General features: G+C 72.5%; 7 protein-coding genes. 1 reads left to right on the forward strand and 6 read right to left on the reverse strand.

The window, feature by feature from the left end:
• The 4 genes from CR470_RS34095 to miaA form a co-directional block, all read right to left on the reverse strand.
• Positions 1-1665 (reverse strand): RelA/SpoT family protein (locus tag CR470_RS34095; protein ID WP_097871311.1); only part of this gene is annotated, 1665 nt, incomplete at its 3' end.
• Between the two features lie 171 nt (positions 1666-1836).
• Positions 1837-2703 (reverse strand): diaminopimelate epimerase, encoded by an 867-nt coding sequence (gene dapF, locus CR470_RS34100; protein ID WP_097871312.1) that lies wholly within the window; start codon positions 2701-2703, stop codon positions 1837-1839.
• A 99-nt stretch (positions 2704-2802) separates the two neighbouring features.
• On the reverse strand, positions 2803-3255 hold the full coding sequence (locus tag CR470_RS34105) for a hypothetical protein (protein ID WP_097871306.1): 453 nt from the start codon (positions 3253-3255) through the stop codon (positions 2803-2805).
• A 107-nt stretch (positions 3256-3362) separates the two neighbouring features.
• Positions 3363-4301: a tRNA (adenosine(37)-N6)-dimethylallyltransferase MiaA gene (gene miaA / locus CR470_RS34110; RefSeq protein ID WP_097871307.1), complete on the reverse strand. Its 939-nt coding sequence runs from the start codon at positions 4299-4301 to the stop codon at positions 3363-3365.
• Positions 4302-4502: 201 nt separating this feature from the next.
• Between miaA and CR470_RS34115 the strand changes: the two genes are divergently transcribed.
• Positions 4503-4805 (forward strand): antitoxin, encoded by a 303-nt coding sequence (locus CR470_RS34115; protein WP_097871308.1) that lies wholly within the window; start codon positions 4503-4505, stop codon positions 4803-4805.
• Between the two features lie 63 nt (positions 4806-4868).
• Here the strand turns inward: CR470_RS34115 and CR470_RS34120 are convergent, their stop codons facing one another.
• Complete coding sequence (locus CR470_RS34120; protein ID WP_097871309.1) at positions 4869-5588, reverse strand: class III extradiol dioxygenase subunit B-like domain-containing protein; 720 nt, start codon at positions 5586-5588, stop codon at positions 4869-4871.
• A 186-nt stretch (positions 5589-5774) separates the two neighbouring features.
• Positions 5775-7295 (reverse strand): tRNA (N6-isopentenyl adenosine(37)-C2)-methylthiotransferase MiaB, encoded by a 1521-nt coding sequence (gene miaB / locus CR470_RS34125; protein WP_097871310.1) that lies wholly within the window; start codon positions 7293-7295, stop codon positions 5775-5777.
• Positions 7296-7386: the final 91 nt, after the last annotated feature.

Here is a 7386-nt window from a genome sequence, read left to right on the forward strand (position 1 = left end):
GGCCTGGGCGTCGCGCTCCGGGGCGGCGGGCTCGGCCGGGCCGGGCCCGCCCGGGTCCGCGGACGTCATCGTCGAGGGGGTGGGCTTCGCCTCGTCGGGGTGGTCGGTGAGCCAGCCCGTGATCGCGATCCGGGCGGCGGGGGTGCGCGCGTGGTCGAGCCAGTCGGGCGAGGGGCCGGATGCGGTGTCCTGGGCGAGCAGCAGCTGCACGGTGTCGCCGTCGCCGAGGACGGTGCTCAGGGTGGCGAGGCGGCCGTTGACCCGGGCTCCGATGGAGGTGTGCGCCCGGTCGCCGTACTGCGCGTAGGCGGCGTCGACGCAGCTGGCCCCGGCGGGCAGCCCGAGGGTGCCTCCGTCGGTGCGGAACACCGTGATCTCGCGGTCCTGGGCGAGGTCGGCGCGCAGCGTGGTCCAGAAGGTGTCGGGGTCGGTGGCGGACTCCTGCCAGTCCAGCAGCCGGGAGAGCCAGCCGGGCCGGGTCGGGTCGGCGCGCTCGTCGGAAGGCTCGGTCTGCGGGGCGGCGGTGGGGTCCGGGGCGTACGGGTTGCCCAGCGCGACGACGCCCGCCTCGGCGACCTTGTGCATCCGGTGCGTACGGATGAGGACTTCGGCGACGGCGCCCCCGGGGCCGACGACCGCGGTGTGCAGCGACTGGTACAGGTTGAACTTGGGGGCGGCGATGAAGTCCTTGAACTCGGAGATCACCGGGGTGAAGCAGGTGTGCAGCTCACCGAGGACGGCGTAGCAGTCGGCGTCCTCCCCGACGAGGACGAGCAGTCGGCCGAAGTCGGTGCCGCGCAGTTCGCCGCGTTTCCTGCGAACCCGGTGCACGGAGACGAAGTGGCGTGGCCTGATGAGGACTTCGGCGCTGATGCCCGCGTCGCGCAGGGTGCCCCGTACGTGGCCGGCGATGGTGTCGAGGGGGGCGTCCGGGCCCGCCTCGGCGGCGATCAGGGCGCGGGTGTGCTCGTACTCCTCGGGGTGCAGGATCGCGAAGACCAGATCCTCCAGCTCGGTCTTGAGCGCCTGCACGCCGAGCCGTTCGGCGAGCGGGATGAGGACGTCGCGGGTGACCTTGGCGATCCTGGCCTGCTTCTCGGGGCGCATCACGCCGAGGGTGCGCATGTTGTGCAGCCGGTCCGCGAGCTTGATCGACATGACCCGGACGTCGTTGCCCGTGGCGACGAGCATCTTGCGGAAGGTCTCCGGTTCGGCGGCGGCGCCGTAGTCGACCTTCTCCAGCTTGGTGACGCCGTCGACGAGATAGCAGACCTCGTCGCCGAACTGCTCGCGCACCTGGTCGAGCGTCACCTCCGTGTCCTCGACGGTGTCGTGGAGCAGGGAGGCGGTGAGGGTGGTGGTCTCGGCGCCGAGCTCCGCGAGGATCAGGGTGACGGCCAGCGGATGCGTGATGTACGGCTCGCCGCTCTTGCGCGTCTGCCCGCGGTGCGAGGACTCCGCGAGGACGTAGGCCCGGTGCAGGATGGTCAGGTCGGCATCGGGGTGGTGGGCGCGGTGCGCCTCGGCGACATGTCCGATGGCGTCGGACAGCCGGTCGCGGGAGACCGGGCCACGCAATGCCACCCGGCCCAGTCTGCGCAGGTCGATCCGGGGGCGGCTCCGCCTGCGAAGGGGAGCGCCCGGATCGGCGGCCTCTGCACTCATGGGCACCTCCGGCGACGTCGACCGGCGCTGAGGAGGGGCGGATGCCCCTCGGGGCCGGTGCTTGATGCTATCGACCCCACCACGTGGCGCAGTCCAGCTCTCGCCCAGCGTGAAACGGATCACCCATTCGAGCGAAGCTCGGGCCGGTCATCGTTTCGAGTGAGCCATTCCTCAGGAGGTTTCGAGCCAGTCCGGGGCAATGACGCCCTCGGCGACGATCACCGCGGGCCCGGTCATGTCGATCGTGCCGTCGGGGTGCTCGGTGATGGCGAGGGTGCCGCCGGGGAGATCCACCCGGTAGGTGACGGGGAGGCCTGTCCCGGCGGGGTCGGCGCCGTCCCGGCGGGCGGTGGCGACGGCGACCGCGCAGGCGCCGGTGCCGCAGGAGCGGGTCTCACCGGAGCCCCGCTCGTGGACGCGCATGCCGACGTGGCGCGGGCCCCGGTCGACGACGAATTCGACGTTGACGCCTTCGGGGTAGACGGCCCCGGGGCTGATGGGCGGGGCGGTGAACAGGTCGCCGGCGTGGTCGAGGTCGTCGACGAAGGCGACCGCGTGCGGGTTGCCCATGTTGACGTTGCGGGCGGGCCAGCTGCGGTCGCCGACGGTGACCGTGACGCTCTCCTCGGGCAGCAGGGCGCGCCCCATGGAGACGGTGATATCGCCGTTCTTGGCGAGGTGCACCCGCTTGGGGCCGCCCCGGGTGGCGACGGTGAGGTCGCCCTCCTCGACGAGGCCGGCGCGCTGGAGGTAGTGGGCGAAGACGCGCACGCCGTTTCCGCACATCTCGGCGATCGAGCCGTCCGCGTTGCGGTAGTCCATGAACCACTCGGCCGCGTCCGCCATGTCCCGCGCCTCTGGGTGGGCGGCGGTACGCACGACGTGCAGCAGGCCGTCCCCGCCGATACCGGCCCGGCGGTCGCAGAGCCGGGCGACGACGGCGGCGGGCAGCGTGAGGGCGTTGTCCGGGTCCGGGACGATCACGAAGTCGTTCTCGGTGCCGTGACCCTTGAGGAAGGCGATCTGCGAAGTGCTCACACGCCAACTGTACGAGGAGGCGCCGACACCCCGCACGAGCGGACCCGGCGTCCGGCCCGTGACCCGCACGAGCAGGCCCGGCGGGCGGGCCGGCGGCTGTCAGCGCAGCCGGTCCACGCGCCAGACGGCGAGGGCGACCAGGGCGGCGCCGGTCGCCACGTACAGCGCGATCACCCGCCAGTCGGGGCGGTCGCCGGAACCGCGGGCGGGCAGTCCCGGCCAGGTGTGACCGACGCGGCGGGCCGCCATCATGCCCCAGCCGGCCGCGCAGCAGCTGATCAAGAGCCCCAGCATGGCGACGATGGCTCCGCCGTCGCCGAACTCGAAGGCGAGGGGGAAGGCGAACATCAGCGAGCCGACCGCGGCCAGCACGACGATGGGCGCGAGCTGCCAGATCCGCAGCTTGCGGGTGGGCCGCAGCTCGACCTCGACCTCGGGGGTCACGTCCTGCTCGTCGGGCCCGTCAGGACTCAGCCGTCCCGCGGTCTCCCGCGGTGACGGCACGTCGTGCTCTGTGTCGCGCTGCTCCGTGTCGCGAGGGCCGGCCTCCATCGCCACGCGCCCTCCCAACTCGGACTCCACTGGTGGATCGATGCTCGATGATGGCACGATCACGGGTGCCGAATTGACGGGCGGAGCTTCCCGATGCCATCACGTGATCAGGCTGTGACCGCTCGTTCGACCAACGTCAGCGCCCGGTGCGGGAGTTCCCCCCGGTCACGGTGTCCGCCGCCGAGCCACACGACACGCGAGTCACGGCGGAACCACGAGTCCTGACGGCGGGCGAAGCGCTTGGTGGCGCGCACGGTCTCGGCCCGCGCGTCGTCCTCCGTGCACTCCCCCGCGAGCACCGCGAGGATCTGCTGGTAGCCGAGGGCCCGGGAGGCCGTCAGGCCCTCGCGCAGCCCGGACGCCTCCAGGGCGCGCACCTCGTCCACGAGTCCCGCCTCCCACATCCGGTCGACGCGCAGGGCGATGCGCTCGTCCAGTTCGGGGCGGTCCACGTCGACGCCGATCTGCACGGCGTCGTAGACGGGCTCGTCGCCGGGGAGGTTGGCGGTGAAGGGCTTGCCGGTGATCTCGATGACCTCGAGGGCGCGGACGATGCGACGGCCGTTGCTCGCCAGGATGGACCGGGCGGCATCCGGGTCGGCAGCGGCGAGACGTTCGTGCAGGGCGCCCGAGCCACGCTCGGCCAGCTCCGCTTCGAGCCGGGCGCGCACCTCGGGGTCCGTACCGGGGAACTCCAGGGCGTCGATGGCGCCCTTCACGTACAGACCTGACCCGCCGACCAGGATCGGCGTGCGCCCTTCGGCGAGCAGCCGGTCGATCTCCAGACGGGCCAGTCGCTGGTACTCGGCGACGCTGGCGGTCTCGGTGACGTCCCAGATGTCCAGCAGCCGGTGCGGCACGCCGTCGCGTTCGGGGAGCGTCAGCTTCGCGGTGCCTATGTCCATTCCCCGGTAGAGCTGCATGGAATCGGCGTTGATCACCTCGCCGCCGAGCCGCTGGGCGAGGAAGACCCCCAGATCCGACTTTCCGGCTGCGGTGGGGCCTACGACGGTGATGACGCGGGGGGCGGAAGCGGGAGGGGTCACCCGGACAGTCTCCCAAATATCCGGGCCCTCCCGAACACGCCGGGTGTCCATGAGGACGCGGGCGGACGCGGAGAGCGAGGTCAAGGACGCGCCGCGGAAGCGCAATAAGGCGAGTAAAAACGGCAGGAACGGACAGGTGACGGACAATGGGGGCGGGAGAACGCTCCCATGCACAGTCCTCACTGCACGGAAGGTGACCCAATGGGGTTCCTGGACAACCTGAAGGCCAAGCTGGGACCGGCCAAGGACAAGGTCGGCGACCTCGCGCAGCAGCACGGGGGCAAGATCGAGCAGGGCCTCGACAAGGCCGCGCGCACGGTCGACCAGAAGACCAAGGGCAAATACAGCGACAAGATCGATTCGGGTACGCGCAAGGCCAAGGAGGCCGTGGACAAGCTGGGGCACAAGGACGGGGGCACTCCCGGTACGCCCGGCGCCCCGGGGAACCCCGGTACTCCGGGTAATCCCGGCAGCACTCCTCCTCCGCCGCCGCCCGCGTCCTGACACGGTGACCGCGGAACGGCGGCGGGTACGGGGCCGAGTGCTCCGTACCCGCCGCCGTTCCGTTCAGGACCAGGCGGCGACGGTGTAGCCCACGCCGTACGGGGCGTCCTCGTACAGCAGCCGGCCGGCGAGCCCGGCGTCCCGCGCGGCGCCGCCGAGCAGCTGCCAGGGGGCCCGTCCGGCGGCCTTGAGGTCTCGGGCGAGCACCGCGTCGAGCGCCGCCAGGGCGTCGAGGTCCGCGGAGCCGAGCGCTCCGGTGGCGCGGGTGTCGAAGGCGGCGGCCCGCTCGTCGAGGTAGCCGGGGGCCTTGAGGGTGCGGCAGGCGCTGCCGTCGCCCATCACCAGGAGCGCGACGCGCTCGGCCCGCCGGGCGAGGGTGCGGCCGGCCTCCGCGCACTCCCGGGCGGCCTCGCTCTCCGCCACGGCGAACCCTTCGACGGGAGCGTTCGCCCATCGGGCCCGGCCCAGCAGCCAGGCGCCCACGGTGAGGGACTGCGGCAGCGGCCGGTCCGGGGCGGCGGCGGACCGCGGTGCGTCGCCGAGCGTCACGTCGAGGTCCACGCCGACGCCCCGGAAGGTCCCGTGCGCCCCGGCCGGGTGGGGCCCGGCGGACCGGTCGTCGCCCGGCCCCACGACGACGAGCAGGTCCGGGCGCGAGGCGGCGAGCACTCCCACGGCGTCGAGGCACGCGTCACGCGCGGCGTCGAGCTCGGGGGCGGCGCCAGCGGCGACCTCGGGCACCAGGAGCGGCGGGCAGGGGCACACGGCGGCGGCGACAAGCATGCCGGTCAGCGTACTTGTCGAACGTGGGAGCGGGCGGGGCCGGTCGGCCGCGCGGGACCAACGAGCGGCCGGGGCCGGTCGGCCGCCCGGGGCCCGTGGCCGGCGGCAGAGGACCCCCGAGTCGTCAGCCGGCTTCGGCCGTCGGACCCGGCCGGCGCTCGGACGCCGCCGACCGAACCCGATCCGTCAGCCGATGCCGCAGGCCGGGGCCGTGGCGGCCGGGAGCGGGTCCGGGGCGCCGACGCCGGGAAGGCCGAGCATCACTCCGGCGGGCTTGGCGGCGGCCTCGGTGGTGCGCTTCTCCCAGGCGTCGCCCGAGCGGGTGGACCGTACGGCGAGCGGCGTGCCCTCGGCGAGCAGGTGGTGCGGGGCGGCGTAGGTGATCTCGACGGTCACCACGTCGCCGGGGCGCACGGCCTTCTCGGGCTGTGTGAAGTGCACCAGCCGGTTGTCGGGGGCGCGGCCGGAGAGGCGCCGGGTGGCGCCGTCCTTGCGGCCCTCGCCCTCCGCGACCATGACGTCCAGGGTGCGGCCGACCTGCTTCTTGTTCTCGTCCCAGGAGATCTGCTCCTGAAGGGCGGACAGGCGCATGTACCGCTCCTGGACGACCTCCTTGGGGATCTGGCCGTCCATGTCGGCGGCGGGGGTCCCGGGACGCTTGGAGTACTGGAAGGTGAACGCGTTGGCGAACCGCGCCTCGCGAACGGCGTGCATCGTCTGCTCGAAGTCCTCCTCGGTCTCGCCGGGGAAGCCCACGATGATGTCGGTGGAGATGGCGGCGTCGGGCATCGCGGCGCGCACCTTCTCGATGATCCCCAGGAAGCGCTCCTGGCGGTAGGAGCGGCGCATCGCCTTCAGGATGCTGTCCGATCCGGACTGCATCGGCATGTGCAGCTGCGGCATCACGTTGGGCGTCTCGGCCATGGCGGCGATGACGTCGTCGGTGAAGTCACGGGGGTGCGGCGAGGTGAAGCGGACGCGCTCCAGGCCCTCGATGGCCCCGCAGGCACGCAGCAGCTTGGAGAAGGCCTCGCGGTCGCCGATGTCGGAGCCGTACGCGTTCACGTTCTGGCCGAGGAGGGTGATCTCGGAGACTCCCTCGGCGACCAGGGCCTCGATCTCGGCCAGGATGTCGCCGGTGCGGCGGTCCTTCTCCTTGCCGCGCAGCGCCGGGACGATGCAGAAGGTACAGGTGTTGTTGCAGCCGACCGAGATGGAGACCCACGCGGCGTAGGCGGACTCGCGGCGGGTGGGGAGTGTGGAGGGGAAGGCTTCCAGGGACTCGGCGATCTCGATCTGCGCCTCCTCCTGGACGCGGGCGCGCTCCAGGAGGACCGGCAGCTTGCCGATGTTGTGGGTGCCGAAGACGACGTCGACCCAGGGGGCCCGCTTGACGATGGTGTCGCGGTCCTTCTGCGCGAGGCAGCCGCCGACGGCGATCTGCATCCCGGGGCGCTTGGTCTTCATGGGCGCGAGGCGGCCGAGGTTTCCGTACAGCTTGTTGTCGGCGTTCTCCCGCACCGCGCAGGTGTTGAAGACGACGACGTCGGCGTCGCCGTCGGAACCTTCGGGGGCCCGGACGTAACCGGCGCCCTCCAGGAGACCCGACAGCCGTTCGGAGTCATGGACGTTCATCTGGCACCCGTAGGTGCGCACCTCGTAGCTCTTCTGGACGTCCACTGCTTCGCTCCGGTTGCCGCTGCTCATGGGACAAGGGTAGGCGGTTGCCGGGCGGCTCCCTCCCGTCCCCTGCCCCGGCCCCGCCCGTCCCCTCCCACCCTGTCTCTTATACACATCT

The sequence above is a fragment of the Streptomyces sp. rh34 genome (genome assembly GCF_002551245.1).
Taxonomy (GTDB): Bacteria; Actinomycetota; Actinomycetes; order Streptomycetales; family Streptomycetaceae; genus Streptomyces.